This window comes from Dyadobacter crusticola DSM 16708, from assembly GCF_000701505.1.
In the GTDB taxonomy this organism is placed as follows: Bacteria; Bacteroidota; Bacteroidia; order Cytophagales; family Spirosomataceae; genus Dyadobacter; species Dyadobacter crusticola.
Genome location: NZ_JNJB01000012.1, coordinates 75,980 through 101,964 on the forward strand (window position 1 = coordinate 75,980; position 25,985 = coordinate 101,964).

Genomic DNA, 25,985 nt, shown 5'->3' on the forward strand with positions numbered 1-25,985 from the left:
ATGACTTTCTCTTGACCTAAAATCTTTTAAGGCAAGCCCGTATAAAAAGCATTTAAACTACCCTGTGATTGTTCGAGACCTAGTTTCGCTTGGTAATAGCTCAGCATCGAGTTGATATAGTTGCTTTGGGCTTCTTTGTAGGAAGTTTCTGCGTTCAGCAGGTCCGAGAGCGTAATGGTACCTTCTTTGTATTGAAGGGTTGTTACGTCGTACACTTCCTTGGCCAAAGTCACGTTGCTTTCATCGTTTACCAGGTTCAGTTTTGCTTTCTGAAGCTGGGTTGTGGCGTTGTGATTTTGTAGCTCATAATTCTGCACGTTCAATTTCAGCTGTTCGTTTTGGGTCAAAAGATTTAAATCAGCCTGCTTGTATTGTGCATCTCTTCTGAAACTATCAAAAATCGGAATGGAAAGTTTGACACCAATTGCACCGAAACTAAACCAGTTACCCCACGATTCGCCCAGATTCTGGCCCAGCGACTGAACACCATATCTTCCATAAACAGAAAGCTTCGGAAGGTACCCGGCTTTGATCCGCTCCTTTTCAAGCGCCTGCAATTCCATATTGATGTTCTGGATTTTAAAGTCGGTCAGGTTAGCTACATCCAGCTTTTCCGGCTCTACCAATTTGAATGGCTGGCTTAGAGGATTGTCCGTCAAAACGAATTGCTCGCCCAGCGGCATTCCCATTTGAAATTTCAGCTGATTTTGGGATAAGATCAGGTTGCTTTCCGCCAGAGTGAGCTGGGATTTAATATTGTTTAAACTTACCTGCGTACGGTCATAGTCTACTTTCTTGATAACCCCATTGTCTAGCTGCAGCTGCAAAGTCCCGAGTATCTGCTGCGTCTTTTCCAGGTTATCTCTCAGCAAATCAATCTGCGCCTGTGTTACAAATACCTGATAATAAGCATTAGTTACATTATAAATAATATTCTCCTTCGTTCTGCGTGAATTCAGTTCCGCATTCTCGATATTCGGCTTATTGGCCTTCAACCCAACGAGCAGCTGGCGGTCAAAGATCACCTGATCTGCCTGCGCCGAAACATTCGTGGAGTACTTGGTACCAAGTGCAACCCGTCGGTCTTCCCCGCCAAAAAGCGCGCCCGGCAGTACAGTAGATTGGAGCTTGATGTTGTCATCCAGCGCACCACTTCCTGCTACCTGCGGCAAATAGCTCGCGAGCGCTTCCCTACCCTGTTGCACAGCAATATTCTCCTGGTACTGCGCTATCTTGACATTTCCATTATTCTTTATGCCGTAAGCGATGCAATCTTTCAGGCTCAGCCGGGTTTGCGCCCAGGCACTCCCGGAAGTTGCCGCTATGGTGAGGATTGCAATAATCCATGCTCGTTTCATTTGTTCTGATTTATTAATTGTGGCTAATGTTAATAGTTGACACGTCTACTGGTGACATATCAACTATTTATATAAATTTTTTTATTTTTCGATGACCTCAGCTACTCTGTCCAGATAGCCGATAAAAGTCTTACGTTCTTCCTCGGTAAAATGCTCCATTACCTGGTTATCAAAGGCGATTACCAACGCCTGAATGCGCTCACAGACAAATTTACCGCTCGCAGTCAGTGAAACCATATTCTTCCTTTTATCCTCTATATCACTTTCGATCTTTAAAAATCCGTCTTTATGCAAAGTCTGTACCGACCTCTGAATGCCCGCTTTATCTTTTTGCAGCACGTTTGCTATATCCTGTTGCGTCATTGCGTGTTCCTGGAAATATACAACCATCAGGATCGGCAGCTGCTCAGCCAATACCGGAATACCTTCCTGGACGAGCTGCGCATTCATTCTTTTAAAAACAGTCTTGGTAACAAGCCCCAGCTTAAACTGTAGCGAGTTTTTCATTTCATCTTTCAAACAGGGAAATTTATTAAGTGTCGCATTCATGATGGTGCAAATGTATATTGTGTTGACATATCAACCAAATGCTCAGGTAAAAAGTTTTGTGAATGGCGAAAATTGTTAGGTGAGTGGCTTTTAAAAAAAAATTGTCACCCTGAGCGGAGTCGAAGGGGCGCTACTGATGGTGAGTAACGTCCCCTTCGACTGCGCTTAGGGTGACAAAAGCAGAATAGTTCTATTACTATTACCTTCCCAGCGTCTTGATCAGCATTCCTTTGGTTACTTTGTCCGAAAGCGACATTCCGTTGATGATCGCGAGTTCGTCCATTTTGTTGTCCGGTTGATTGTTGTCTTTCAATGCATCTTTGAGAGATCCGTCGCGCTGCACTGTTTTAATGCGGATACGCTCCGGCTGACGACCCAGGATATTCTGGTCGGTTACCGATTTGAAACCTTGTGCTACATTCCTGAATGTACCCAGGTTACCGGCAAAGTTGGCCGGCGCTGCCACACCGTGGATCACGTAAATATTTCCTCCGTACTGGATCAGCCAGGTTGCCACCTGAATCGCACTGGCAGCTGCTTGCCCGGATTGCGCCTGTGCTACCTGCTGCGAAATCATTGCTATGGCGGGATTTCCGTTAATCGTAGTTTTATTATTCTCAGAAACCTGCAAGCTGTAATTTTTCACAACAGTCTGCGCTGCTTCTTCCAGCGACTTACCTTCGGCCATCGCAAAAAGCATCATCGACTTTCCGTCCTTAGAAGCCATTTGAAACTGGGCAGGCGAATTTTCATACTGCCAACCGCTCGGTACCGGAAACTGGAACCTCAGCTCAGGATGGTAAAACTGGTTGTTTTCCACAAAACCCTGCTTTGGATCCGTACCATATATTATGCCTTCAATCTTGCGCAGGTAAGCATCGCGATTAACACTGTACTTGCCCGGGTGTTCTGTCTGGTATTGTATAGCCAGTTTATCTACCTTATTCTTCCTGTCGCCCGGATCAGGGTGCGTGGACTGGAAAGTCGGGATAGTTTGTCCTGCTTTTTCACTGATTTTTTTCAAAGTCCCGAAGAAGTCTGCCATCTCCTTCGCATCGTATCCGATTTTACTGGAATACTCCACGCCGATTTTATCCGACTCCGTTTCGTGCTCGCGGCTGTAACTTAATAGCAGCAAACCCAGCGCCTGCTGCGTTTGCTCGGCCAATCCGCGGACTGTTTCCGATAACACCATTCCTGCCAGCAAACCTACCTGACCGAAGATCTGTGATGTTTGCTGCCGGGCTGAGTGACGGGCAGTAATGTGACCGATTTCGTGACCAAGTACACCTGCAAATTCCGCCTCATTGTTGAAGTGCGCCATGATACCCCTTGTGAAGTATACGTAACCGCCAGGCACAGCAAATGCATTCACGACAGGCGAGTCCACAATGAAGAATTGATAAGGTAAATCAGGGCGGTGCGAGATGTTCGCCATTGCCTTTCCTTTCTCATTGATAAAGGATTGCAGGTTTTTATCGTCGTAAATACCCATTGTAGCCACAATAGAAGGGTGTGATTCAGCGCCGAGCGCGATCTCCTTTTCTTTGGACATGAATATAATTTCTTTTTTACCCGTGACAGGATTTTTAGAACATCCGGTAAATAGGCTTGCTGCTGCAAGACCAAGCAGAATGTGAAATTGAAATTTCATTTTCATACAAACTCAAAAAATGATTGTTATAAAAGGGGTCGGTCCAAACGTTTGTGCCTTAGAAGATCTGAAAGAATCATGCCAATTCTTCCGGCTGGTGTGACCGTTGGACCTGCAATTAAATATATTTCCTATTAACTCCGCTTATTACCTAAATTACGATCTGTTGGTATAATAGTTGTTGATGAACAGTTCCAAAAAACCTGTCGCCTTTGAAGTACATTTCCCTGACACTATGAATTTGAAAAAGACAACATTCAGTCTCCTGCCGCGGTGGCTCGTCAGGCTCGACTTTTTTGGAATTTTCGAAAAAGATCCATTTGGTAATTATTTGATATTCAAAAGATTATTGATATTCATTCTCGGCTGGTTCACTTACTACAGATACACTGCGGTTAATAAAATAGAAATCATCGGCGGCGATCAGCTCCTCGATCTGCCCGATCATGGCGTACTTTTCCTGTCTAACCACCAGACCTATTTCGCTGACGTAATTGCATTCTTTCATATTTTCTGCGCTGCCAAATGGGGCTACAAGGATACGATCCGGCCGCCGTTTTATCTCTTTTCGCCCCGTGCGAGATGTTACTATGTAGCTGCGTCTGAAACGATGAAGGAAGGGATTTTACCCAAACTATTCAGCATGGGCGGCGCGATTACCATTGAAAGATCGTGGCGGGCGAATGGCGAGAATGTAAAAAGACAGCTCGATAACTCGGCACAGGACCGGATCGGAATGGGGCTGAGCCACGGGTGGGTAGTGAGCTTTCCGCAAGGAACCACCAGACCGTATGCCCCTGTACGTAAGGGCACCGCCCACCTCATTAAAGAACACCAGCCGATCGTGGTACCTGTGGTGATCAATGGTTTTCGAAGAGCTTTTGACAAAAAAGGCTTACGGTTTAAAAAACGCAATACACGCCTGACAGTCCATTTTAAAGCGCCAATGCACTTTTTACCCGATGAATCCGTGGAAGAAATGGTAGATCGCGTCACCAAAGCAATTGAGCAGGAGGCACCAAAAGATGGTTTAACAACTCCGGACAGTCAGCCGGTATAGATTTTTACATCTCCTTATATGGGAAAAAAAGTATTGATCACAGGCGGCTCCGGCCTGATCGGCAGGCGGCTGACACAGCTTTTGCTCGCCAAAGGGTACGAAGTAGCGTATCTCAGCCGGAGTAAGAAGCCGATTCCGTCTGTTAAAGTATTTCAATGGGATATTTCAAAAAACTACATTGAAGAAGGGGCGCTGGAAAATACGCATTTCCTGATCCACCTGGCAGGTACCGGCGTAGCAGAAAAGCGCTGGACAGACGAACAGAAAAAATCCATTATTTCCAGCCGGGTCGATACGATTCAGCTGATAGCCGAAAAGTTGAAGGAAAAGAATATTCGTCCCGCTGCATTTGCATCAGCTTCGGGCAGCAGCTACTATGGTGAAGATAGCGGCGATGTGAAAAATACAGAGGACTTCCCGCCAGGAAAGGATTTCTTATCACACGTAACAGTTGAATGGGAAAAAGCTGCTGATAAGATCGCAGCGCTTGGAATTAGAACCGTGAAGCTGCGTACCGGGATTGTACTGAGTAACGAAGGAGGCGCATTAAAACAAATTGCCGCACCTGCCAGATTTGGTTTTGGCGCTCCACTTGGCTCGGGGAAACAGTGGATCAGCTGGATTCACATGGATGATCTTTGCAATATGTACATCGACGCGCTTGAAAATGAAAAATGGCAGGGAGCTTACAATGCCATCACTGATGCGGTTACCAATGAAGAATTTACGAAAATGATCTGTCAGGTGCTGAACAAGCCACAATGGGCACCGCATGTTCCTGCATTTGCATTGCGTCTCGTTTTTGGTGAAATGGCGAATGTGGTATTAGGGAGCAGCTACCTGATCAGTAAAAGGATTAAAGAAGAAACAGATTTTAAATATCAGTATCCGGATTTGCGGGCAAGCTTGGAGGAAATTTTAAAGTGAACTTCGGCTGTCAGCCGTCGGCCATTTATTCCTCCTCCTCCTCTTCCTCCTCCTGCGCCGTCAGCACCTGCGTTGTTGCCAGCCACTTATCTCTTTGCAATTTGCCACGGAAATCGTCCATTACATTCAGCTGAATATTTCCATTGCTGAAAACCGACATTTGTAATCCAACAAACGACAATGCTTCATTAAGGCGGGTTTCAAGCGGCTCATTTGTGAAAATGCATTCTTTCCAATACCATTCCATTGTTTCGCCTGCTACTTCTTCCACAATATCGATGTAATCCTCGATGGAATAACCTATGAATGGTTTCCCAAAACGAACCCAAAGCAACCGCATTACGTCGTCGAGCGATTGTTCGTGATTGGTTTTTTTGCGTAAATACAGATCGAGGATCAATGCGACGAGGGCGCCTTTGTGATACACTGAAACTTTGCGGTTAGGTATTCCCTTTTCGTAACCGTCGAGCCACAGATCAAATGAAGATTCGGCCAGCGATTGAGATGCATTCGCACTGTTTTCGAAATGCCTTTTCATATATACCTGCAATTCCTTCACATAAGCTTCGTCTGTGAAAACACCGGCGCGTTTCAGGAAAAGATCACCATAGTAGGTTGTACAACCTTCGGCTACAAAGCAGGTTCGAAAGTAGTTTTCTTTGGTAAAGTCATAAGGTAACAGCTCTTTCGGGCGGATCCGGATAATATTCCAGGCGTGAAACAGCTCGTGTGAACTCACGCCCAGTAAGTCAAAATATAAGCCTTCACCCTCGTCATCTGGGCCGAGTACGATCATAGTTGAGTTCTGGTGCTCAACGCCATGGTAGAATGCAGTTGGCAGGATCAGGTTGAGAAAGTGGTAATCCTCTTCGGGAAACTCTCCCATTGTTGCAATCTGCTCACGTGAAAAGCACCGGAAATCTCTTTCAATGCGGCGCCAGTTGGGTTTGAGATTTCCATGCATCCATATTTTGAACTGCACTCCCCGCACATAGTACTCACACTTCTGCAAAGATTCGGAAGCGAGCAGCGGGCTGTCGACCAGCTGATAGAAATCGCGTGCTGCCAAGGTATTAGGCCCGGCAGAAGGTAAGCCGCAGGCAATTGTGTATCCTTCCGGCAAGTCGAGGTGAACCTGGTAAGGTTCCGAAATTCGGCCCTCCGTGTACATGCAGAAGTTGATAAAATTCAGATACCAGAGCTCTTCATCAACATAACTGGTACCTGCATTCTGACTGATTGCGTAGTAGGAATAATGTATTCTGACCTCTTTCTGACCGGCTGTTCCAACCTGCCAGCGATCTTTGGTTACTTTATGAATGGGCAGTTTATCACCGCTGACAGAAATAGCTTCGATAAATTGAATATTTTTGGCAAAGTTTTGAAGTTCATACCGGCCGGGCCGCCACGCAGGTAGCTGGATTTCAATAACATCATTGTCAATTTCCGGAATCGTATAAGTAATAAGAATAAGGTGTGACTGGGGCTTTGCTACGGAAATGTGATAATGCATAAAGGTTCGAGTAGTATTAGAGGGGCCTCGGCGGGAAAATCTGATAAACCAAAAACAAAGGCTGGATCGTTACCAGTTATTAATAGGATAAAATAAATGATTTTAAGATGAAAAGCAAAATCCTCCTGAGCTGCACACTTCTGTTAACTATCCTGACCAGCGTCAATTTGTTTGCTCAAAATGACGAATACTATCGCCCGGATTCACTGAGAAGGGAAACTCCCAATCAAAGACAGGATTATACCCCGAAAGACACAAACCGGCTTGCGGAGAAGAAAAAAGAAGTTGATTTCAAACAGCTTCCATTCAAGGAAAGGCTGCGCGCGGGTGGTGGCTTCGGGCTGAGCCTTGGCACATTCACTAACATCAATCTATCGCCGATGGTAGGCTACGAACTGACTGAAAAGCTGGTTGGAGGTGTTGGTGTGACTTATATGTTTTTCAAGCAACGCTACTTCGATTCATACAGCTACTATGGTGGAAAAGGCTTTTTGATGTACAATGTAATTAAGCCGGTCAACCTGATTGCGGAGCTGGAACCATTGAATGTGGTAGGAAATTATCAAAAAAGACAATGGATCGTGTCTCCTATGCTGGGCGCTGCGTATTCGGTACCTACCGGCGGCCGCATTGCCAAGGCTGTTCACTTTACATTATTATATAATCTCAATTACTACAATCAGGTAGACAACTCTGCCGGGCCTGCTGCTGCAATTACCAACTTGTCACCTTACGGCAGCCCGCTGGTCTTTCGCGTTACATTACTTTAAGTATACCCCACAAAGAGTGGCTTGATTTTTTGTCAACATTTGAACTCTTCAGGCAAATGGAGACTTTTTCTTTTTATTAACCACAATTATGGAAAACCCAGTTTTAATTTTTGGCGCAGGCGACCTGGGAGTACAGGCGCTGGATATATTTAAAAGAAATAATGTAATCGTTTACGGCCTTCTCGACGATACCGCAGAGCTTCATGGTAAGGAATTTGGTGACGTAAACGTAATCGGCTCCACTGATGATACAGGTTATCTGAGTATTCTCGGGTCCAAATGTGAAGCTTTCGTTGCGATTGGAGATAAAGTGGTGAGGGAAAGACTGGTTGAAACACTGACTGAAGAGTACAAGGTAATGCCGGTGAATGCCGTTCACGACACAGCTGTGATCTCCGGAATGTCTGCCATCGGCCACGGTAATCTCATCGGTGCAAGAGTAATCATAGGTGCGAAAACTGTTGTAGGACACCATTGTCTGATTCAGACGGGCGCGTTGCTGGATACTTCAGTACGCGTCGGCGACTTTGTTACGATCGGAACAGGTGCTATCATTAATGACCGCGTACTTTTAGGCGATGGCGCATTCATCGGTTCCGGCGCAGTGATAGTAGCCGGAATTGAAGTTGGCAAAAACGCGAGAATAGGCGCAGGTTCCGTAGTAGTTGAAAATGTAGCTGCCGGTGCAACTTACTTTGGAAATCCAGCGAGGAAGATTTGACAAAATTCCGTCACATCTTTTTTATTAATATCAAACACATTACCTTTGCACTCCTTTTTGAGCGAGAAAGTGAAAGAGCTAACTAAATACAACATAGACATTTACGGTTTGGAGGACAAACAGTATGACTATGATATGGAATCAGGAGACGCTTTTTTCGAAGAACTTGAACAGGATCTGATTGAGCACGGACACTTCAAAACGCATGTTGTTTTGAATAAATCGGCCACCATGATCCAGCTTCGGTTCCACACGGAAGGCGCAGTTACATTAACCTGTGACAGAAGTCTTGAACCCTTTGAAGAGCCCATTAACTCCGACGAGCGCATTATTTTAAAGTTCGGCGACCACGATGAAGAGCTTACAGAGGAAATCGAGATCATCAACAGGAATACTAACAGGATCAACGTTGCGCGCTATATATTTGACTTTATAGCGTTGTCGCTTCCAACAAAGAAAATACATCCGAGTCTAAGGACAGAAGAAGACGACCTTGACCTGGAAGATGATGAGGAAGAAGCGATATTAGTTTACTCATCTGCTGAAAACAACGATGAGGAACCCGAAGAAGAAGGGCCGGTGGACCCTCGCTGGGAGGCTTTGAAAAAGCTAAAAGGCGAATAACAGTCCCGACAAACCCGTTTCCGTTGGCTGAAGCCGACGGAAATAGATAATAGTCAATGGCCGCCGGCTTCAGCCGACGGATTTTAAAAGAAACAAAAACAAATAGAAATAAAGCATCATGGCACATCCTAAGCGGAGACATTCCACTACACGTCGCGATACACGCAGAGCGCATGACTTCCTTACCGGAAAGCAGCTTGGCACAGATTCAACAACAGGAGAAATCCACCAACTACACCGCGCCCACGTTCACGAAGGCAACCTTGTTTACAGAGGAAAAGTAGTAGTTGAAAACTATACTAAAACAGTTTAGTATCAGTCGGTGAACATATCAATTTCGCAGCAGCCCTATAAAAGTTGTTGCGAAATTCTTTTTTACTACGGCACATCTGCTAAATTTACACCTTCGAGTTCTAACTTATTTGTCTAAAATAACAGCGTGTAAATGAAAATTGCGGTAGATGCTATGGGGGGAGATTTAGCTCCACATGCAATTGTTGAAGGGGTGATTCAAGCCTCTTCTGAGCTACCATCCGAGGCGCGAATCGTTTTAATCGGACGTGAAAATGTGATTTGGGAAATATTCAATCAACACAATTTCACCCCTTCTAATGTTGACGTCGTTCACGCAGAAGATGTTATTGAAATGGGCGAGCATCCTACGAAAGCCCTTTCTCAAAAACCCAATTCCAGCATCGGAGTTGGATTCAAGCTTCTGAAGGAAAAAGAAGTTGACATATTCTGCAGCGCAGGAAACACGGGAGCAATGCACGTTGGCGCCCTTTTTAGCATAAAGTCTATTGAAGGAATCCTAAGACCGGCTATTGCTGGGTTTGTACCGCAGGTAGGTGGAGGTCACTCTATTATGCTTGATATCGGTGCCAATGCAGATTGCAAACCAGAAGTATTGGCACAATTTGGTGAGATCGGATCCATATTCGCGCAATACACCTTTCAGATAGAGCGCCCTCGGGTGGCTTTGATGAACATCGGAGAGGAAGAGCAAAAAGGCTCGCTCACATCCCAGGCGACTTACCCCCTCCTTCAACAAAACAAACGCATCAATTTCATAGGAAATATAGAAGGGAAAGATCTCTTCACAAACAAAGCTGACGTCATTGTCACCGATGGCTTTACCGGCAATATACTATTTAAGCTGGGTGAATCTTTGTATGAAATATCCAGGAAAAGAGGTTTCCAGGACGATTTCATCGATCAGACAAACTACGAATCAATTGGCGGCAGTCCTATCATAGGTGTTAACGGAAATGTCATGATCGCCCATGGAATTTCGTCTCCGCTGGCAATCAAGAACATGATTGGCTGGGCTTACAAACAGGTTAAGTCCAGGGCATACTTGCATATTTCACAAGCACTGAATTAGTCGGAACCACCTATGATTAAACAGCAACTTTCCTTTTTACCAAAATCTATTCGGATTTTGAATAGTTAATTTATCATGACCCATATAAAAGCCTCTATAACAGGAATACAAGGGTATGTGCCTGATTATATTTTGACGAATGCCGAGTTGGAAACAATGGTTGCGACAAACGATGAATGGATTGTAAGTCGAACGGGTATTAAAGAAAGGCGTATTCTGAAAGGGGAAGGCTTGGGAAGTTCACATATGGGTGCTGAGGCTGTGAAAGGTTTGTTGGCAAAAACAGATACCGCACCAGGAGAAATTGATCTGTTAATCTGCGCTACAACGACCCCTGATTTCATTTTCCCCTGCACAGCTAACCTGATCTGCGATATGGTAGGTATCCGAAATGTAGGAAGCTTTGATATTCAGGCCGCGTGCTCCGGATTTTTATATGCATTGACACTCGGCTCGCAATTTATTGAGACCGGAAAATATAAAAAGATCATTGTTGTCGGTACCGATAAAATGTCTGCCATTGTAGACTATACCGACAGAAAAACTTGCATCTTGTTTGGTGACGGCGCGGGCGCTGTCTTGCTGGAACCTAATTCTGAGGGTAATGGCATTATGGACTCGATTATTCGGTCCGATGGCGCAGGATACCCTTACCTTAACCAAAAAGCAGGAGGAAGCCGCTTCCCTCCCACCCACGAAACTGTTGAAAAGCGCCAGCATTTCGTGTTTCAGGATGGTGCACAGGTATTTAAGTTTGCTGTTACAAATATGGCTGACGTTTCAGCTGAGATCATGGACCGTAACGGTCTGAAAGGTTCAGATGTAAGCTGGCTGGTACCGCACCAGGCTAACAGGCGTATTATTGAAGCCACTGCCAACAGAATGGGTGTTGGAATGGAAAAAGTGATGGTGAACATTCACAAATACGGGAACACTACTGCTGCAACAATCCCACTCTGTTTGTGGGATTATGAATCACAACTCAAAAAAGGGGATAATCTCATTCTCGCTGCATTTGGCGGCGGCTTTACCTGGGGCTCCATTTACCTGAAATGGGCTTATGATCCGAAATAGATTGTTCTGACTACTGACTTTAATATTAATTATTAATTATATGGCAACTACTGCAGATTTGCGCAACGGATTGGTGATAGACTTCAACCATGATCTTTTCCAGGTAATTGAATTTCAACATGTGAAGCCCGGAAAAGGTAATGCATTCGTCCGCACCAAGTTGAAAAGCCTTACCTCCGGAAAAGTACTTGATAACACCTTTTCATCCGGCGCAGGTATCACACCGGTTCGTGTTGAAAGACATAAATTCCAGTATTTATATAAGGATGAGGTTGGATATAACTTCATGAATGCTGAAACATTTGACCAGGTTCTGATCGATGAAAAACTGGTTACCAATGCAGATTTAATGAAAGAAGGCCAGGAAGTGGAAATCCTCATCAACACTGAAAATGATGTGGCTTTACTTTGTGAGCTGCCTCCGTTTGTTGAGCTGGAAGTAACTTACTCCGAACCCGGCCTGAAAGGAGATACTGCCAACTCTCCAAAGAAAGCCATCGAAGTTGAAACAGGAGCCCGCATAATGGTACCTCTGTTTATCGAAGAAGGTCAGAAAATCAAAGTTGATACCCGTACTTACGATTACGTAGAAAGAGTAAAATCATAACTTTTTGAAATCTGTGAGGTAAATGGCCTTTGCGAGATGCTTATTATCAAGCCTTTGAGGTTGAGATCACCACAGTTTAAATTTGAATAAATGGAAACCAGAGAAATCCAGAAATTGATTGACTTCATTGCCCAGTCGGGACTTGATGAAGTGAATATTGAAACTACCGATCTTAAGATCAAGGTAAAACGTTACGGTTCAGCTCCTGCTGCACCAGCTACTTCAGTTCCAGCGAATGTAACTGCGGCTCCCGCAATTGCCCCGCCTGTACCTACAACAGCAGTAACGCATTCCGCCCAGACTGAGCCAACTGCTCCTGCAGAGTCCAGCTCTTCCAATCTGATTACAATTAAATCCCCGATGATCGGTACATTCTACCGCGCATCCAGCCCTGATACCCCTGCATTCGTAAGTATCGGAGACGAAATCAAACCCGGCAAGGTTGTTTGTGTGATTGAAGCAATGAAGCTTTTCAACGAAATTGAATCTGAAATTTCAGGTAAAATCGTAAAAGTTCTTGTTGAAAACGCCACACCTGTCGAATTCGACCAACCTCTATTTATTGTAGAGCCCGCCTGAGGCGAGAGAAGGTCTGCAAAACCAAATCGACTTTATGTTTAAAAAGATACTCATTGCCAACCGGGGTGAAATAGCCCTGCGGGTTATCAGGACCTGCCGTGAAATGGGCATTAAAACGGTAGCTGTTTACTCCACTGCTGACAGGGACAGCCTCCACGTAAGATTTGCGGACGAGGCCGTTTGTATCGGTCCTCCTCCGAGCCGTCAGTCCTATCTGAGCATTCAAAATATTATTTCTGCTGCCGAAGTTACCGGTGCCGACGCAATCCATCCGGGCTACGGATTTTTATCGGAAAATGCCGAATTCTCGCAAATCTGTGCAGATTATGGCATTAAGTTCATTGGTGCAACAGCAGCGCAGATCAATGGCATGGGCGACAAAGCAACCGCAAAAGCGACCATGATCCAGGCTGGTGTGCCGGTTGTTCCAGGTTCCGAAGGTTTGTTAGATTCGATCGAGCACGGCAAAAAACTCGCAGAAGGCATTGGATATCCGGTCATTATCAAAGCCACTGCCGGCGGCGGCGGACGCGGGATGCGGATTATCAATAAGCCTGATGAATTTGAGAAAGCATGGAACGATGCACGCACCGAATCGGCAGCCGCATTTGGGAACGACGGTTTATATCTTGAAAAGTTCGTTGAAGAGCCCCGCCATATTGAAATCCAGATCATCGGAGATCAGTTCGGTAAGGTTTGCCACTTGTCGGAACGTGACTGTTCCATTCAGCGCCGTCACCAGAAGCTGGTTGAAGAAACTCCTTCCCCGATCATTACGCCTGAACTGCGTGAAAAGATGGGAGCTGCTGCGATCAAAGGTGCGCAGGCAATCGGGTATGAGGGTGCAGGAACAATTGAGTTCCTTGTCGACAAGCACGGTGATTTCTATTTCATGGAAATGAATACCCGTATCCAGGTAGAGCACCCGATTACGGAAGAAGTGACTGACTTCGACCTGATCAAAGAGCAGATCAAAGTTGCCGCAGGTTATCCGATCTCAGGACAAAACTATACTCCGAAGCTATATGCAATGGAGTGTCGCATCAATGCGGAGGATCCGGCAAATGGTTTCAGGCCAGCACCTGGAAAAATCACGAACCTGCATTTTCCAGGCGGTCACGGAGTACGGATTGACAGCCACGTTTACAGCGGCTACACCATTCCTCCGAACTACGATTCGATGATTGCCAAGCTGATCGTCAGCGGACAGTCGCGAGAAGAGGTACTTACCCGCATGAAACGTGCATTGCAGGAGTTTGTGATAGAGGGAATTAAGACAACCATTCCTTTCCACATCAAATTAATGGATGATCCAGGTTTCAAATCCGGCAATTTCACTACGAAATACCTCGAAACTTTCGATTTCAAGTCTCTTTGAGATTGAATGGCATACCTACTCAAAGCAAAACGCCGGCCAAGTATCCTTGGGCGGCGTTTTGCTTTGCAATGCCGCAGCACTAACTGATCATAGCAAGCATTTTGTAAGCAGCATCCATGCCTTCCCGGATTGTCCTCACAGAAGGCGTGCCATGATAATATCCTGCAAGATGAAGCGTGTCATAAGCTTCATTTAAATAGGAAAGCAGCGTTTTGTTATACTTCCTCAGCCTGCATCTGTAATCTTCAATGCTTTTAGGCTTCACGAATTTGCTTCCCTCTTTGCGTTTGAGATATTCATCAGCGATCATCAAAGCTGCATTGTAGGCGGTACCCGATGCCATTTGAACGTATTTAATATCCTGGTACTCGTTTCCTTCTTTCCTGGCCTTTGTCGTTAAAATCTCCTTCGCATTGGAAAGGTACCTGTCTATTTCATGATGTTGCATGTGTGTGCTTCCTTGTTTTTAGGTTTAATGTAAATGCAAGTTAGCTAATTATTAAACCCGAATCAGAATACATGCACTGGTACTATTTATCGATTATCCACCGGAAAAACTGACCAACTTCTAAACCACCTCCGGCAAAGAATAAGGCGCTCGGTACTTTCTGGTCAGGAGCTTGTTTGCGTCTTCGTCTCCAACGAACTTTTCGGTTTTTGGATCAAAAGTTAATGCTTTTCCTGTCCGGTAGGCGATGTTTCCCAGGTGTGCCAGACCAGACGATAAGTGGGCCGTTTCAACAGGTGCATTCAATAGTTTCGGATCTTTCGCAACTACGGCATCAATGAAGTTCTTATAGTGATCTCCGCCGGCTTTGCGAGTCGGGCCGGGCTTTTTTTCTTTTCCCAAAAACGTTTCGTAATAATCGTAACCCTTCACAACCATATAGCCCTCAGATCCATAGAAGATATTGCCGATTCCTGCCCCGCCTTCATCGTTTGTCATCCACGGGCGTACTTCAAACTCGATCATCTTCTTTTCCTTTGGATAAACAAAGGAAGAGGTCAGCAGCTCGGGCGTTTCCTTCGCATCGTTCCACAAAAACTTACCACCAGACGAGGTAATCTTTTCAGGAAAAGTGTCGACTCCCAATCCCCACATGCACATATCAGTTTCGTGGATTCCCTGGTTACCAATATCTCCATTGCCATAGTTCCAATGCCAGTGCCAGTCGTAATGCACATAGTTTCTGGAAAATGGCTTCATTTCGGCAGGACCGGTCCATAGATCGTAGTTCAATCCAGCGGGAATAGCCTCCGTACCTTTGTCACCAATATCCGGTCGCCATTTGTAAACCAAACCTCTCGCCATATATACATTGCCGATCAATCCATCGCGTAAATGTTTCACAGCCTCCTGCAATGCCTCCGAGCTCCGCAGCTGCACGCCGTGCTGCACAATGCGTTTGTATTTGTGGGCAGCTTCCACCAGCTTGCGCCCTTCATGAAGATTGTGTGAACCGGGTTTTTCCACATATACATCTTTGCCTGCCTGACATGCCCAGATCGCAGCAAGCGCATGCCAGTGATTCGGTGTTGCGATACTTACTGCATCAATGGATTTATCCTCAAAAACCTTCCGAAGATCGGTTTCCGTTTTAACCTTCTTACCCGTTTTTTCAGCAAATTCCTTCGCTCTCAGCTGCACAACATTGTTATCCGGGTCACACAAAGTTGCGACCTCCACATTGCTCAGGTCGTTGAAACCCGCTATGTGACTTTTCCCCCTTCCATTAACCCCTAAAACAGCTACTCTCACGCGGTCATTTGCACCAAATGCACTTGCTGGCACAATGTAAGGGATCGATAATGCAACAGCAGCGCTCGTTGAATTTTTGATAAAATCCCTCCTTGAAACTTCGTTTTCCTTTTTCATATACAAGAGTTTAAGACTAGACTATCTATGGTAAGTTGTAATTAGGAAGCTGACTAACACGCAAACTCTCGTTGATCGAGCGCTATGGAGAAGTACGATGGTTTGATGCTTTGGTACTATCTCATTATATAATTTGTATAATTCCGTATGCACTTACCGTCAGAATAGCAATTACGCTAACCCAGAAAAACACGTCGTACGCGGATGAAGGCTTCAATGCGGCCGGCAATTCACGGAAGCGGAACACAAGAGACACGTAAACAATAAGCAGCAGTAAAATAGATGTGGCAATGCCGCCGAGTATTACCATCATAACTGGCGACTGGAAGAATAGGAATAACACGCACCAGACAGCAGGCAAAGCCCAGGAAAGGATACCGATTGCTTCGCGCTGATTGGCTTCTGTATCAAATTTCATCCAGCCTAATTGTCCGAAAGCATCGCCCCAAACACGCGCCCAGCTCGCAGTGGCGGTAAATAAAGTGGAATATAATGCGAAGAATGCGCCTACTAAGAAGAGGGTTTTAGCCCAGGGACCAAGTGTCACGGTAAATATCCCGGACAATATTTCAACCATTTTGTATCCTTCCGGAACAGTACCCTGGCTATGCAGAACAGCCGCCCCCAAAAGGTAAAAAGCCGCAGTCACGATTGTATAAACAACCATTGACAATACTGCGTCAAGATACATTACATTGAACCAGCCTTTTGCCCGCTCGCTCCATTCCTTGCTGCCATCATTTGGACCCGAATAGGCTGCGTAGCCTTTTTCAATGCACCAATAATTGTAATACATGATCTCGTCGCCGCCAACTCCAGTAATGCCAAACGCCCCGAATGCAGTAGCGACCATTCCCGCAGGAAGTGTGAATTCAAGTCCCGACTTGATATCCGGCCACGCAATTGCGTATTCGGTATCCTGCAGTAAGAAGAGTGAGGTCAGTATGACAGAAGTAAAAAGCATGATCATCACCAGCGAGCCTTTTTCAACTATGCCATAACGCCCTTTGTATACCAAAAAAGACGTAAGTAAAACAGAGATGATCGCCCAGGCATTTACAGGTATACCAGGCCAAGCCATGTGCAGCACTATTGCGACCCCTCCTACAATGCCACCCACCTGTAACAGTTTCAGGCCTTGCAGTGAAAGCCACAGCCAGATACTCCAATGCGCTTTCCCGAGCTTCAACCCGGGCAGCTGGTTGAAGTTGTGCATGATGAAAGTGCCTGAATAGATTGCATTCTTACCAAATTCGAGCTGCAATGCCACTTTGACCAAACAGCTTAGAATGATAATCCAGAACATCACGAAGCCCGCCTTTGCACCTAATGCAGTAGTAGCGATCAGCTCGCCGGAGCCAACAATGGCGGCCGACAAAATGAAGCCGGGTCCAAGATAGCGGAGCCTGCCGAAGAATGTAGAGGGAGGATTCAGGATTTGGGCCATTTGCAGAAATGCTTTTAGCCAAAAGCCTGGATTTGAGGTTAGTTACTTCATATTATTGCCACGAATGCACCGCTACGGCGGACCGTGAATTAACACAAAAGCAATTCGTGCATTCGTGGCAATCAAAGATCAAAGATTCCCAACAGCCTGGTGGATCTGTTTAACGGTATCTACGTAGTTATCTTCATTCGGGAGCCCGAAAAGTGACTTTTCTTTGATGATCTGCGCTACGTTCTCAGGTACCAGCTTTTCCCAGCCGGGTTCGCCGCGCTTGATCTTTTCGAGTACACTGTCCGTTGTAATGTGCATGTGCTCCTTGTTATAGTTCCGGATATCCTCGATCTTGTCGTTGATAATCAGATATTGGAAAAGAGGCTGCAAATGGGCAGGTACCACGAAATTCTCACAACTGTAAACCGATCCGTCGGGCTGCAATGTCGGGTAAATAAACAGCTTCACCTTTCGGCTAAACAGCGTTGCGAACGATTCGAGAATGCCGCCGGGAAGGAATTCATAATGCTTTTCCTCGAAAATATCCTGCAAGCTCGGGCTACCCAGCAGTAAGCCTGCTTTCAGCTTGGTAAGTCTCGAAAGATAAGCTACCAGCCTGTAATATTCGTGGTGGTTGGAGATCATTACCATGTGCCCCAATGAACACAGAATGTCGACACGGTCGAGGAAATCCTTTTCGTCGATATCCCGGTCGCCGGCTTTCAGGTTATGCAATGTAAGCTCGGAAATCAGTACAACTTTCGACTCGTCTACATCAGGCTCGGCCAGAAATTGCTTTTGTCCGTTGCTGATCAGGTCTATATGTACATTCGTGATCGGTCGTAACCGGCCGCGCATCATGAGAATGTGCTTTTTGTACAAAGCTTCCGAAGGCTGCAAAACGCCGCCGTCGCTGCCAAACAATGCGGCATCAGTAAATCCGTTTTTAACCAGCCGCAGGCTCATCAAACGATTGTCAACCTTCACGAAATCAGGTCCGCTGAAACGTACCATATCGATTTCAATGCGATCAGTCGTCAGATCGTCCATCAATGAAAGCAGCAGTGTTTCCGGTGATTTGTAGTAGAAAAAACAACCATACATCAGGTTCACCCCTATAATTCCCAGCGCCTGCTGTTGAAGGATATTCTCATCGTCGCGCATGCGGACGTGGATAACAACATAGTTGGTCGGCCCCATGGGCGTCAGCTGAAACTGCAACCCAATCCAGCCGTGCGATTCATTGGTTTTCTGAAAATTCAATGCAACAACGGTATTGGCAAATGCAAAAAACTGGCTGTCTTCGCCTCTCTTCTCAGAAAGTCGCTTTTCGACCAGGTTATATTCCCGATTCAGCATTTTCATCAATCGTGATTCTACCACATACCTTCCGCCCTCTTCCGTACCGTAAATGGCATCGCTGAAAGTCATATCATAGGCTGACATCGTTTTTGCAACTGTGCCCGAAGCGCCTCCCGCCTTGAAAAAATATGCTGCTGTCTCCTGCCCTGCCCCGATCTCTGCAAAAGAGCCATAAATCCTGCGATCAAGATTGATTCTTAACGCTTTTTGTTTTGTACCAAGGTTTTTTTCGTACATAACTTTGTCTGAATTAGATGAACGGCTTACATGTAAATATAAAAAAAATACACCCGATATGTAACTACATTTAGTTGGCGTATATATTCAGAATGGAAAAGTTCTAAAATTTATTGCCAAAAACTGATGATTTTAAAACAGAAGTCAATGCCAGATCTGCCCTATCTGTTTACTTACGGAACTTTGAGAAGAGGATTTAAAAACCCTGTGGCGCAGCAGCTGCATGCACATTCCCTGTTCATTGATGAGGGCTTTTTTCATGGACTTCTGTATCAGGTGGAATGGTATCCCGGTGCAATTTTCGCACCTGATAGTTCAGCAAAGGTTTATGGGGAAGTTTTTCAACTTACATCGCCGGAAATATTACGCGATTTAGATGAATATGAGGATCTTATGGAAGATGAAGCCGCAAGTTTATACCTCAGAAAAAAGGTACCTGTGCATTTGAAGACGGGAGGTCTTTTCTACTGCTGGACATACATTTACAACCAGCCCGTCGGGGATTTGAAGTTGATCGAAACCGGTATTTTCATAGGCTAACCTTTGACCTTTTCGCCAATTACACGCAGTCCGTCCAATGTAAGCTTATTGTCGATTTCAACGAATTCATCTTTCAGGGTTTCGATAATGGAAGAAAGCCCGCCCGTTGCAACGGCAATGCATTCACCGCCAAGTTCTTCACGAATGCGGCTGATCAATGACTTCACCAGACCTTCATATCCCAATAATATACCGGCCTGGATCGCCTCCGTTGTGTTCTTTCCGATTGCCGTGGAAGGAAGCACAAGCGGCACTTCGGGGAGCTGCGCCGTGTTTGCAAAAAGCGCTTTTACAGCAGTGACAAGTCCCGGCAAAATCGCCACGCCCAAGATCTTGCTGTCTTTGGATACGGTTGTAAATGTAAGTGCGGTACCGAAATCCACCACCACACAATTTTGCTGATATCTTGATCTCACCGCCACTGCATTGGCGATCAGATCTGCTCCTATCTCGTGCGGGTGGTCGATTTCTATTTCCAAGTCAGGATAAATATCCGGACCGACCACAATGATATGTTCACCAAACAGCGACCGGAGCATTTTCAAAATCACGGGCGTTAATGCAGGCACTACGCTGCTCAGCACGACCGTTTCCATGTCACCAAACCAGAGCCCAGCTTCCAGGAAATGCAGCCGCAGCTTAGATTCATAATGCGCCTCACTTTCCTGCGGCAGCGACCGCATTCGCCACAGGTGCTCCCAGGAGCCAAATTGATAAAGTCCGAAAACCGTGTCGGTATTGCCGACATCCACCGCTAACAACATGAAAAGAGCATTTACGTGTCGGGGCAAATAAAGCCATTATTCAAATAAAACTTGATCATTCCCTGCTTTAACATCTGTTTCTTTTTGATTATCCATAATTTTATCAAAAAAAGAACCGGCCGAAACAGCCGAACACTAACAGACACATACCTATATCTACCTTGATAAAAATGTCTTTTCATACCCGTTTTTGCACGTCTGTCATTCTCGTTTTCGTTACCTGCTTTCTCTCAGAAGTGCGCGCTCAGGCTGTTCCGGAGTGGCAGGACCCGCAGGTGATCAGCATTAATACAGAAAAACCGCGTGCCGATTTCACGCCTTATCCAGATGAAAAGAGTGCGTTGACTTTGAGCAAAAAATCTCCATTTGTCCAGTCACTCAATGGTACCTGGAAATTCAAATGGGCGTCACACCCATCGAAAGCGCAGCTCAATTTCTTTGACCCGAATATTCCTGATTCCAACTGGGACAATATCCCGGTCCCTTCCAACTGGCAGGTAGTAGGCGCGCGGGAAGGCCGTAAATACGACCGACCGATTTTTTCCAACATCAAACATCCATTCAAAGCAACTCCACCGCGGATTACAGCCGATACCAATGCAGTGGGGATGTACCGGACTACATTCACAGTCGCTGCGGACAATAAAGACAGGCAGATTTTCCTGCAATTCGGCGGCGTGCAGTCGGCTTGTTATGTTTGGTTAAATGGCGTCGCGATTGGTTACCATGAAGACGGTATGACGCCATTTGAATTCGATGTAACAGAGGATGTAAAACCCGGACTGAACCACCTGGCAGTTGAGGTAATCAACTGGTCAGATGGAAGTTACTTAGAAGATCAGGACTACTGGCGCCTCTCAGGTATTTTCCGCGATGTCAACTTATTGATTTTACCAAAAGTAATCCTGACCGACTATTCGGTGCGGACAATTCTAGACGCAAACAATGAAAATGCAACACTGAAACTGAGTGCTTATATTAAAAATTATAGCGAACAGGCAATCCATGCACATCAGGTACTCTTTACACTTTACGATGCCAACAAAACGGTAGTAACCACGCCGGTGAGCCAAATGGTAGGTACCCTGGAAACCGGTAAAGAAGGGGCTGTGCGGGTGGATGTACCAATAGCTGCGCCGATCAAATGGAGTGCTGAAACACCTTACCTATACACCCTGACCGTGCAGCTGATGAACTCGGACGGGAAAGTGCTTGAAACGGCGAGCCAGCGCGTCGGATTCCGGGAGGTAAAGATTAAAGGCGGACAATTGCTCGTTAATGGAAAAGCGATTACGATCAAAGGCGTTAACCGCCACGAGTTCGATCCTGAAACTGGCCGCGTGATCAGCCGTGAGTCGATGATCAGGGACATTACTTTGATGAAGCAGCACAATATCAATGCAGTACGCACTTCGCATTATCCCAATGTATCGGAATGGTACGATCTCTGCGATCAATATGGCCTGTACGTAATTGATGAGGCCAATATTGAAAGCCACGAACTCTGGCGACAAAACGTTATTCTGGCTGATAACCCGCAATGGAAACCTGCATTTCTGGCCCGGGGCAATGCGATGGTGGAAAGAGATAAAAACCACCCGTCGATTATTATCTGGTCGCTCGGCAATGAATCGGGAATGGGGCAGAACTTTGTTTCAATGGCCGACTTCATTCGCCTCGCCGATCCAACCCGCCCCATTCATTACGAAGGAAGAAAGGACTATAAACCTACTACCCTGAGCAGTTTTGACATTATTTCGGTAATGTATCCTTCGACGCAGGATATGACAGAGCTGGTCAAAAAAGATAAAACGCGGCCGCTGATCATCTGTGAATATGCACACGGAATGGGCAACAGCATTGGCAATTTGAACGAATACTGGAATTTGATCGAAAAATCGCCAACCATGCAGGGGGGCTTTATCTGGGATTGGGTTGACCAGGGTTTACAGCTGAAAAGACCAGACGGAACTGTTTACTGGGACTATTTCAATTACATCGACGGAGCCAATGCAGGCGACGGACTGGTAAATCCCGACAGAACCCCGCAGCCGGAATTAAGCGAGGTCAAAAAAGTATATCAATACATAAAATTCGAAGTACCCGACACTTTGCGGCCGGGACAAACGCAGGTAACAATCGCCAACAAGTACGATTTTCAATCGCTTAGCGGGTACGAGCTGGTTTGGTCGTTACAGGAGAATGGAAAGGCAATTGGGAAAGGCGGAACGATAACCAATCTGAATATCCCAGCCGGACAAAAGCAGCAGATCAATATCCCATTTGAGCTTCCTGCAACCTCAAAACCAAACAGCGAATACTTTCTGAATCTAAGTGTAAGGTTAAAAGAACCCGCACTTTGGGCTGCGAAAGGGCATGAAGTAGCCTGGCACCAGGTACCTGTTGTAAAGCCAGCCCCGGAGCGACCTGTTCTGAATCTATATGGGGAAAGACCGTTGCGCGTGGTGCAGCTGAGCGCAGGTCGCGTTCAGCTGAGTGGCGACGATTTTTCGGTTACATTCGATAAGAATGCAGGCCGCATTATTTCTTTCAAAAACAAAAAAGACGAAATGCTGGAAGCGGGACCTTTCCCCAATTTCTGGCGGGTACCGACTGATAATGACGAAGGCGGCAGTGCCGAAAGTTACGCAAGCCGCTGGCGCAACGCCGCATTGGATACGCTGGAAATTACATCCAGTGATATCAAAACGCAGCGCCTTACTTCACAAGCTTACCGCGTTACTTTGACCCAAAAACTGAAAAGCCTGAAAGGAGAAATGGCAGTGAATTCGGAGTACATTGTTTATACCTCCGGAGATATTTACGTGCAGAATACATTCACACCAACAGGTGAGTGGCCGACGCTGGCAAAGGTCGGATTTCAGCTGCAAATGCCGGCTACCTTTAACAAAACGCAATGGTATGGAAACGGCCCGCATGAAACTTATGCGGACCGAAAAACAAGCGGAAAAATCGGCATTTATGCAGGTTCAGTCGCTGACCAGCATTTCCCTTACATTACCCCGCAGGAGAATGGAAACAAAACAGAAGTGCGCTGGGCAACTGTGGTGAATGCAGAAGGAAACGGCTTGCTCGCAGCCAGCGATTCGGCATTCAGCTTCAACGTACACGATTATACGGACAAGGATTTACTTGCCGCCAAAAAGCGGGCAGCTGTACTTGCTCGTGGTACTTCCACAACTGTAAACATTGATCTCGCACAAATGGGACTCGGGGGAGACGACAGCTGGTCGCCCAGAGTACACGAACAATATTTGCTTCCCGCCAAAGCCTATTCGTACAGTTTCCGGCTGAAAGCGATCAACAGCACTTCTAATATTGAACAGATCCTCAGCTCACAGCTTCCATTCACTTCCAAAACATCCCGCAGTTATGTAACTCCGACTACTGAAAGTAGTAATGCGCCGGTCGCCAGTGAAGACGATGTGGAAGAGGAAGAAATAGCCACGCCGGTGCGCAAGCCGGCAGTGCGGAAAGCGAGTGTACGAAAAGCGCCTGTACGGAAAAAGACCTCTTCAAAAAGAAGACGAAGAAGGTAAGTACTACTTTTTTACAGCTGTTAAAACATATTCAGCCTTTACCTGGATCACCTGCGCGATTTTGACAAAAACAACTTGCGGGACTTCGATTTTGTGATCCGTAAGTGGTACTTCAAAACTGGAAGTAATAGTAATCTTATCCCCATCCACTTTCATTTTACCCTTTAAAGTCCGCTCTTTGGTTACTCCGTGTACTGTGAACTTACCGGTTGCAGATACATCATACTGACCGTTTTTGGTGTAATCAGGCGCATTATCAATCTTCCCGGTAAATGTGGCTGTGGGGTATTTGTCGGATTCAATGTAGTTCTCATTGAAATGTTCCTGCATCAGCTTGTTTGGAAAAACGAAATCGCGCATGTTCATCCGGATCGCCATTTCTCCATTGGCAGTGTTCAGGATAGCCTGCGACTTTTTATTTTCTGCATTGATGTTTTCCAAAGGTGTTTCCGATGAAAAACGGGTATTACCCGTGGAAGTAGAAAACTTGCCGCCTTGTCCAAATGTTTTCGGAGAAGATATAGCGATCCCTAGCGCAGTCAGAACTACCGCGCACAATAAGTGAAGTTTCATAGTTTGTTATTGATCTGTTGATTTCCGCCTTTTACTGTTTTTATCAAAACTGAAAGTCCGGGAAATATTGAAGCCGTAATGGATATCACCCTTACCCCAGGAACCTGTCGTTTCTCCTATAAACTGCTTTTCGATCATCCCCAGCGAATTGGTAAAATGCAGCTGAAAAACGTGTCCGCCTGTTTCGATATCAACTCCGAACGACATTGAATCGTGGTAAGGCGCGGTACGCGTGTTTTTCTCCCGGGCCGTGTAAAAGTATTCTCCGTTGAGCGAGACGCGTTTCGAAAGCTTGAACCTGCCGCCAATCCCGACAGCCAGCAGCAACTTTTCATCACCCGATATTTCAGGTTTATTTCTGAACAGATATGTGGGCGAGAGTTGCAGCGAAAGCCGCTCCCCAAACTTCCGGGCGATCAGTACCTGCGCGGAGTAGTACAGCTTATCCTGAAATTCCAGTTCCTTGTTCACAGTAGCGACACCTGTACCTCCAAAAAGCGTTACAGAAACCGGAATGGAATGCGCGCCTGTGCTTTGTTTCAGCAGCTTATATTTTCCAAAGAAATCATAAACCTTCTGGGATGTGCTCCGGCCCACTCCGATCATGAAATCGTCGGTAAGTCCATACTCAAATCCCATTCGCATTGTCGCCTGGTCGAGTCCAAAAAACTGGTAAGCGCCTGAGTTCAGCCGGCCAAAACGGTGCGAGATCCGGAAATCGAGATGCTTCTTTTTCATCGTTTCCACCGAGTGTCCATTCACAACCCGGGTAGATTTAAAGGTGGCCGTCACAGGGACCCGTTGCGCACTATCCTGTTGGGAAAGTTCATTCAGCAGATCGTCCTGGGCATAGAGATTTGTTGTACAAACCACCAATGGTAGTACAAAGCGGAGCATTTTCATAGATGCAGTGATATTATGCGGTAACTGTAACAGTGTTGCCGTCGTTTGACAGGCTGGTCTTATATGTTCTGAGCGCAGTAGTTGCAGGGCCTTGTTCTACAGCGCCGGTTGTAGAAAATTCAGACTGGTGATTCGGGCACCAGAAATCATTTTGCGCCAAACGGTATTGTACATTGGTACCCTCGTGTGTGCATCTTCTTGCAAGTGCCACATAAGTTCCCGCGTCAGTAAGCGCCACGATCGTATCGCCGATAATCTCGAACTTACCTTTCGTTTTCAGGTTGGTTACTTTGGTCAGATCAATGGTGAAATTGATCGCATTGCCTGTTGTCGTGCCAGTGATACCGCTCGGGTCGACAACCGGGTCCACCGGAGCAGGATCGTCTTCATTGCTCGATCCACAGGCGGTCATTGTTGTACCAATACAGTAAAAAGCCATTAATGTTGAGGTACTCAATCCCAGACTTCTCAGAAATTCTCCCCGCTTCATTTTCTCTTGGTTTGTAGTCTCCATGGTGAATAGTTTGAAATTTA

25 protein-coding genes are annotated in these 25,985 nt (G+C 45.9%); 13 read left to right on the plus strand and 12 right to left on the minus strand.

The features are described 5' to 3' along the window. Positions 1–26: 26 nt before the first annotated feature. The 3 genes from Q369_RS0116285 to Q369_RS0116295 all read right to left on the minus strand — a co-directional run bounded on the left by Q369_RS0116285 (position 27) and on the right by Q369_RS0116295 (position 3,567). Positions 27–1,358, minus strand: coding sequence for a TolC family protein (locus Q369_RS0116285; protein ID WP_031528852.1), 1,332 nt, complete (start codon positions 1,356–1,358; stop codon positions 27–29). A gap of 81 nt (positions 1,359–1,439) precedes the next feature. Then, positions 1,440–1,865 carry a MarR family winged helix-turn-helix transcriptional regulator gene (locus tag Q369_RS0116290; protein ID WP_229206863.1) on the minus strand — a complete coding sequence of 142 codons (426 nt, stop codon included), beginning with the start codon at positions 1,863–1,865 and terminating at the stop codon, positions 1,440–1,442. A 241-nt stretch (positions 1,866–2,106) separates the two neighbouring features. Beyond that, positions 2,107–3,567 carry a M48 family metalloprotease gene (locus tag Q369_RS0116295; RefSeq protein WP_031528854.1) on the minus strand — a complete coding sequence of 487 codons (1,461 nt, stop codon included), beginning with the start codon at positions 3,565–3,567 and terminating at the stop codon, positions 2,107–2,109. 229 nt (positions 3,568–3,796) lie between these two features. Here Q369_RS0116295 and Q369_RS0116300 point away from each other — a divergent pair, with 229 nt between their 5' ends. Together Q369_RS0116300 and Q369_RS0116305 are read left to right on the plus strand one after the other, a co-directional pair. After that, entirely contained in the window at positions 3,797–4,621 is an 825-nt protein-coding gene (locus Q369_RS0116300; RefSeq protein WP_031528855.1) for a lysophospholipid acyltransferase family protein, read from the plus strand. 18 nt (positions 4,622–4,639) lie between these two features. Continuing rightward, positions 4,640–5,548 (plus strand): TIGR01777 family oxidoreductase, encoded by a 909-nt coding sequence (locus Q369_RS0116305; protein ID WP_031528856.1) that lies wholly within the window; start codon positions 4,640–4,642, stop codon positions 5,546–5,548. 25 nt (positions 5,549–5,573) lie between these two features. On the opposite strand, the gene Q369_RS0116310 is transcribed toward Q369_RS0116305, so the two are convergent. Further along, entirely contained in the window at positions 5,574–7,061 is a 1,488-nt protein-coding gene (locus Q369_RS0116310; RefSeq protein ID WP_031528857.1) for a M61 family metallopeptidase, read from the minus strand. A 107-nt stretch (positions 7,062–7,168) separates the two neighbouring features. Between Q369_RS0116310 and Q369_RS0116315 the strand changes: the two genes are divergently transcribed. The 9 genes from Q369_RS0116315 to accC all read left to right on the plus strand — a co-directional run bounded on the left by Q369_RS0116315 (position 7,169) and on the right by accC (position 14,198). Beyond that, positions 7,169–7,831 (plus strand): hypothetical protein, encoded by a 663-nt coding sequence (locus Q369_RS0116315; RefSeq protein ID WP_031528858.1) that lies wholly within the window; start codon positions 7,169–7,171, stop codon positions 7,829–7,831. A gap of 88 nt (positions 7,832–7,919) precedes the next feature. Then, a complete protein-coding gene (locus tag Q369_RS0116320) occupies positions 7,920–8,552 on the plus strand; it encodes a NeuD/PglB/VioB family sugar acetyltransferase (protein ID WP_031528859.1) in 633 nt (210 codons plus the stop codon). A 45-nt stretch (positions 8,553–8,597) separates the two neighbouring features. After that, positions 8,598–9,176 carry a YceD family protein gene (locus tag Q369_RS0116325; RefSeq protein ID WP_031528860.1) on the plus strand — a complete coding sequence of 193 codons (579 nt, stop codon included), beginning with the start codon at positions 8,598–8,600 and terminating at the stop codon, positions 9,174–9,176. 118 nt (positions 9,177–9,294) lie between these two features. Further along, positions 9,295–9,489, plus strand: coding sequence for a 50S ribosomal protein L32 (gene rpmF / locus Q369_RS0116330; protein ID WP_082489058.1), 195 nt, complete (start codon positions 9,295–9,297; stop codon positions 9,487–9,489). Between the two features lie 132 nt (positions 9,490–9,621). Then, entirely contained in the window at positions 9,622–10,560 is a 939-nt protein-coding gene (plsX, locus tag Q369_RS0116335; RefSeq protein WP_031528862.1) for a phosphate acyltransferase PlsX, read from the plus strand. Positions 10,561–10,635: 75 nt separating this feature from the next. Then, positions 10,636–11,634 (plus strand): beta-ketoacyl-ACP synthase III, encoded by a 999-nt coding sequence (locus Q369_RS0116340; RefSeq protein WP_031528863.1) that lies wholly within the window; start codon positions 10,636–10,638, stop codon positions 11,632–11,634. A 40-nt stretch (positions 11,635–11,674) separates the two neighbouring features. Beyond that, positions 11,675–12,241 (plus strand): elongation factor P, encoded by a 567-nt coding sequence (gene efp, locus Q369_RS0116345; RefSeq protein WP_031528864.1) that lies wholly within the window; start codon positions 11,675–11,677, stop codon positions 12,239–12,241. 90 nt (positions 12,242–12,331) lie between these two features. Beyond that, positions 12,332–12,820, plus strand: a complete 489-nt coding sequence (gene accB, locus Q369_RS0116350; RefSeq protein WP_031528865.1) for an acetyl-CoA carboxylase biotin carboxyl carrier protein — start codon at positions 12,332–12,334, stop codon at positions 12,818–12,820. A 34-nt stretch (positions 12,821–12,854) separates the two neighbouring features. Then, a complete protein-coding gene (gene accC / locus Q369_RS0116355; protein WP_031528866.1) occupies positions 12,855–14,198 on the plus strand; it encodes an acetyl-CoA carboxylase biotin carboxylase subunit in 1,344 nt (447 codons plus the stop codon). A 79-nt stretch (positions 14,199–14,277) separates the two neighbouring features. Here accC and Q369_RS0116360 read toward each other — a convergent pair whose 3' ends face one another. From Q369_RS0116360 to Q369_RS0116375, 4 genes are all read right to left on the minus strand, one after another. Continuing rightward, on the minus strand, positions 14,278–14,646 hold the full coding sequence (locus Q369_RS0116360; RefSeq protein ID WP_031528867.1) for a DUF5618 family protein: 369 nt from the start codon (positions 14,644–14,646) through the stop codon (positions 14,278–14,280). A 120-nt stretch (positions 14,647–14,766) separates the two neighbouring features. Continuing rightward, positions 14,767–16,074: a Gfo/Idh/MocA family protein gene (locus Q369_RS0116365; protein ID WP_031528868.1), complete on the minus strand. Its 1,308-nt coding sequence runs from the start codon at positions 16,072–16,074 to the stop codon at positions 14,767–14,769. Positions 16,075–16,198: 124 nt separating this feature from the next. Further along, positions 16,199–17,521 (minus strand): Nramp family divalent metal transporter, encoded by a 1,323-nt coding sequence (locus tag Q369_RS0116370; protein WP_031528869.1) that lies wholly within the window; start codon positions 17,519–17,521, stop codon positions 16,199–16,201. Between the two features lie 129 nt (positions 17,522–17,650). Then, a complete protein-coding gene (locus Q369_RS0116375; protein WP_031528870.1) occupies positions 17,651–19,111 on the minus strand; it encodes a nicotinate-nucleotide adenylyltransferase in 1,461 nt (486 codons plus the stop codon). Positions 19,112–19,258: 147 nt separating this feature from the next. Here Q369_RS0116375 and Q369_RS0116380 point away from each other — a divergent pair, with 147 nt between their 5' ends. Further along, positions 19,259–19,651, plus strand: a complete 393-nt coding sequence (locus Q369_RS0116380; protein WP_031528871.1) for a gamma-glutamylcyclotransferase family protein — start codon at positions 19,259–19,261, stop codon at positions 19,649–19,651. Here Q369_RS0116380 and Q369_RS0116385 read toward each other — a convergent pair. Beyond that, positions 19,648–20,415, minus strand: coding sequence for a type III pantothenate kinase (locus Q369_RS0116385; RefSeq protein WP_031528872.1), 768 nt, complete (start codon positions 20,413–20,415; stop codon positions 19,648–19,650). The genes Q369_RS0116380 and Q369_RS0116385 overlap by 4 nt on opposite strands. Before the next feature lie 170 nt (positions 20,416–20,585). Between Q369_RS0116385 and lacZ the strand changes: the two genes are divergently transcribed. Continuing rightward, entirely contained in the window at positions 20,586–23,975 is a 3,390-nt protein-coding gene (gene lacZ, locus Q369_RS0116390) for a beta-galactosidase, LacZ type (protein WP_035333583.1), read from the plus strand. 3 nt (positions 23,976–23,978) lie between these two features. On the opposite strand, the gene Q369_RS0116395 is transcribed toward lacZ, so the two are convergent. From Q369_RS0116395 to Q369_RS0116405, 3 genes are read right to left on the minus strand one after another with little or no spacing between them, the layout of a single operon-like run. After that, positions 23,979–24,548: a YceI family protein gene (locus Q369_RS0116395; RefSeq protein ID WP_031528874.1), complete on the minus strand. Its 570-nt coding sequence runs from the start codon at positions 24,546–24,548 to the stop codon at positions 23,979–23,981. A 6-nt stretch (positions 24,549–24,554) separates the two neighbouring features. Next, on the minus strand, positions 24,555–25,451 hold the full coding sequence (locus Q369_RS0116400) for a DUF5777 family beta-barrel protein (RefSeq protein WP_031528875.1): 897 nt from the start codon (positions 25,449–25,451) through the stop codon (positions 24,555–24,557). Between the two features lie 13 nt (positions 25,452–25,464). Then, complete coding sequence (locus tag Q369_RS0116405) at positions 25,465–25,965, minus strand: QcrA and Rieske domain-containing protein (RefSeq protein WP_031528876.1); 501 nt, start codon at positions 25,963–25,965, stop codon at positions 25,465–25,467. Positions 25,966–25,985 lie beyond the last annotated feature (20 nt).

What these genes read in the sequence shown, in the direction of transcription:
- Q369_RS0116290 (WP_229206863.1), bottom strand. Translation starts at nt 1,865, where the DNA reads ATGAAAAACTCGCTACAGTTTAAGCTGGGGCTTGTTACCAAGACTGTT.
- accB (WP_031528865.1), top strand. Translation starts at nt 12,332, where the DNA reads ATGGAAACCAGAGAAATCCAGAAATTGATTGACTTCATTGCCCAGTCG.
- Q369_RS0116385 (WP_031528872.1), bottom strand. Translation starts at nt 20,415, where the DNA reads ATGTTGTTAGCGGTGGATGTCGGCAATACCGACACGGTTTTCGGACTT.
- Q369_RS0116405 (WP_031528876.1), bottom strand. Translation starts at nt 25,965, where the DNA reads ATGGAGACTACAAACCAAGAGAAAATGAAGCGGGGAGAATTTCTGAGA.
- Q369_RS0116365 (WP_031528868.1), bottom strand. Translation starts at nt 16,074, where the DNA reads ATGAAAAAGGAAAACGAAGTTTCAAGGAGGGATTTTATCAAAAATTCA.
- accC (WP_031528866.1), top strand. Translation starts at nt 12,855, where the DNA reads ATGTTTAAAAAGATACTCATTGCCAACCGGGGTGAAATAGCCCTGCGG.
- Q369_RS0116380 (WP_031528871.1), top strand. Translation starts at nt 19,259, where the DNA reads ATGCCAGATCTGCCCTATCTGTTTACTTACGGAACTTTGAGAAGAGGA.
- lacZ (WP_035333583.1), top strand. Translation starts at nt 20,586, where the DNA reads ATGTCTTTTCATACCCGTTTTTGCACGTCTGTCATTCTCGTTTTCGTT.
- efp (WP_031528864.1), top strand. Translation starts at nt 11,675, where the DNA reads ATGGCAACTACTGCAGATTTGCGCAACGGATTGGTGATAGACTTCAAC.
- Q369_RS0116340 (WP_031528863.1), top strand. Translation starts at nt 10,636, where the DNA reads ATGACCCATATAAAAGCCTCTATAACAGGAATACAAGGGTATGTGCCT.
- Q369_RS0116310 (WP_031528857.1), bottom strand. Translation starts at nt 7,061, where the DNA reads ATGCATTATCACATTTCCGTAGCAAAGCCCCAGTCACACCTTATTCTT.
- Q369_RS0116285 (WP_031528852.1), bottom strand. Translation starts at nt 1,358, where the DNA reads ATGAAACGAGCATGGATTATTGCAATCCTCACCATAGCGGCAACTTCC.
- Q369_RS0116315 (WP_031528858.1), top strand. Translation starts at nt 7,169, where the DNA reads ATGAAAAGCAAAATCCTCCTGAGCTGCACACTTCTGTTAACTATCCTG.
- Q369_RS0116295 (WP_031528854.1), bottom strand. Translation starts at nt 3,567, where the DNA reads ATGAAAATGAAATTTCAATTTCACATTCTGCTTGGTCTTGCAGCAGCA.
- Q369_RS0116395 (WP_031528874.1), bottom strand. Translation starts at nt 24,548, where the DNA reads ATGAAACTTCACTTATTGTGCGCGGTAGTTCTGACTGCGCTAGGGATC.
- plsX (WP_031528862.1), top strand. Translation starts at nt 9,622, where the DNA reads ATGAAAATTGCGGTAGATGCTATGGGGGGAGATTTAGCTCCACATGCA.
- Q369_RS0116370 (WP_031528869.1), bottom strand. Translation starts at nt 17,521, where the DNA reads ATGGCCCAAATCCTGAATCCTCCCTCTACATTCTTCGGCAGGCTCCGC.
- rpmF (WP_082489058.1), top strand. Translation starts at nt 9,295, where the DNA reads ATGGCACATCCTAAGCGGAGACATTCCACTACACGTCGCGATACACGC.
- Q369_RS0116360 (WP_031528867.1), bottom strand. Translation starts at nt 14,646, where the DNA reads ATGCAACATCATGAAATAGACAGGTACCTTTCCAATGCGAAGGAGATT.
- Q369_RS0116320 (WP_031528859.1), top strand. Translation starts at nt 7,920, where the DNA reads ATGGAAAACCCAGTTTTAATTTTTGGCGCAGGCGACCTGGGAGTACAG.
- Q369_RS0116300 (WP_031528855.1), top strand. Translation starts at nt 3,797, where the DNA reads ATGAATTTGAAAAAGACAACATTCAGTCTCCTGCCGCGGTGGCTCGTC.
- Q369_RS0116375 (WP_031528870.1), bottom strand. Translation starts at nt 19,111, where the DNA reads ATGTACGAAAAAAACCTTGGTACAAAACAAAAAGCGTTAAGAATCAAT.
- Q369_RS0116305 (WP_031528856.1), top strand. Translation starts at nt 4,640, where the DNA reads ATGGGAAAAAAAGTATTGATCACAGGCGGCTCCGGCCTGATCGGCAGG.
- Q369_RS0116400 (WP_031528875.1), bottom strand. Translation starts at nt 25,451, where the DNA reads ATGAAAATGCTCCGCTTTGTACTACCATTGGTGGTTTGTACAACAAAT.